At 57.8% G+C, this 1,443-nt stretch carries 1 protein-coding gene; it reads left to right on the forward strand.

The genetic code is table 11. The features are described 5' to 3' along the window. Nucleotides 1–91: 91 nt before the first annotated feature. On the forward strand, nt 92–1,438 hold the full coding sequence (locus tag Q0216_RS05765) for a glycosyl hydrolase family 28-related protein (RefSeq protein WP_298593678.1): 1,347 nt from the start codon (nt 92–94) through the stop codon (nt 1,436–1,438). Nucleotides 1,439–1,443 lie beyond the last annotated feature (5 nt).

Consider the following 1,443-nt stretch of genomic DNA (forward strand, 5'->3'; position numbering starts at 1 on the left):
ACACAACTGGATACACTCAGCTTAATGACGCGCTTAGATTCTATCTATGCGCTAATCGCTGTTCTGTATCTGCCAAGAAAGAGGACACTCCATGGCTACCATCATGAGCGTGAACGTATGCGATTCCAAGTACAACGCTGACCCCACCGGCGTACGAGACTCTACTAGCGCTATCCAGAAGGCTATCGATGACGTTGCTGCACAGGGCGGCGGCTCCGTGGAGATTCCCGGCGGCATGTACCGCGTCTCCTACCCCTTCATCGAAATGAAGCACCGCGTCGAGATTTTCGGCCACGGTCAGGCAACCCGAATCGTCGCTTTCACCGACAAGAGCATCCCGTCGTCTAAGAACGGTAGCTACGAATGCACCGGCGTTTTCCACACCGGTAGCTACACCACCCCCATGAGCGGTGGCACCAACCAGAACAAGCCCATGCGTATGGGCGTGCGTGACCTGTTCATCCGCACCAACAAGTACAACCTGCCGCTGGATTCTAAGAGCAACCAGATTTTCCTGGAGAAGCACACCCAGCCCGTTGACAACGTTGCAGGCGTCATCTTCCACACCCGCATTGCGGACGCTAACCCCGGCGAGCCGGACGCAGTGCCCACCCTGTCCAACATCGAAATCTGGGACACCGCTATCGGCGTTGCAATCCTGGGCCTGGACGACCAGGGCATGAAGATTGACAAGATCCGCATCCGCCAGACCCTGCGTCAGGGCCTGCTGGTTGGTAAGCCTGTCGGCCACCCGCTGCGTGCCCGTGAGGGTGACACCCCCGGCGCGGCAGATAACAAGTTCTCCATGATTGACGTCTCTGACGCAAACATGAGCTACGGCACCTACGCGGGTATTGAGATTTACACTTCTCAGTCCAAGTTTGAGGCGTCCACCAGCTGGTTCAACAAGCGCAACCAGGGTAAGAACGCCCTGTACGAGGTGAAGACCCGCCACGTAGGTGCGGGCTGGTTCATTCAGGGCACCCGCAACATGTTCATTGGCTGCACCGCCCAGGAGAACGCCGGTCACGGCTGGCTCGTGGAGTGGGGTAACAACCAGTTCATTGGCTGCCTGGGTGAGTCTTCGAGCTTCCAGGATGCTGTTACTGGCGCTGCTCGAGGTGACGAGGCGGCGAACTGGTACATTGGCCGTAACGCACGCGGTAGCCGTTTTGTGGCTCCTCGTTCGCACAACCCTTACAGCTGGGCGAAGGCTTCCCTGTACGGTTTCTACATTGAGAACAACATTCGCGATATGCACATTACGACTGCGTCCGCGAAGGATGACCGTATTGGTGAGAACAACATGGTCGGCCGCCGCGTTCACGTGACCGGCGCTATGGGCGATAACGTGCTCATTGAGGTGGATCATATTCGCCACGCGACTTTCGCGCCGAAGCAGCTGGAGAAGCGCGGCAACGGCGTGTTCATGGGCTAACCCTC

The sequence above is a fragment of the uncultured Rothia sp. genome (genome assembly GCF_937976295.1).
Classification (GTDB): domain Bacteria; phylum Actinomycetota; class Actinomycetes; order Actinomycetales; family Micrococcaceae; genus Rothia.

Bases quoted from the DNA above. Each gene is read 5' to 3' on its own strand.
- Q0216_RS05765 (WP_298593678.1), top strand. From the start codon at position 92: ATGGCTACCATCATGAGCGTGAACGTATGCGATTCCAAGTACAACGCT.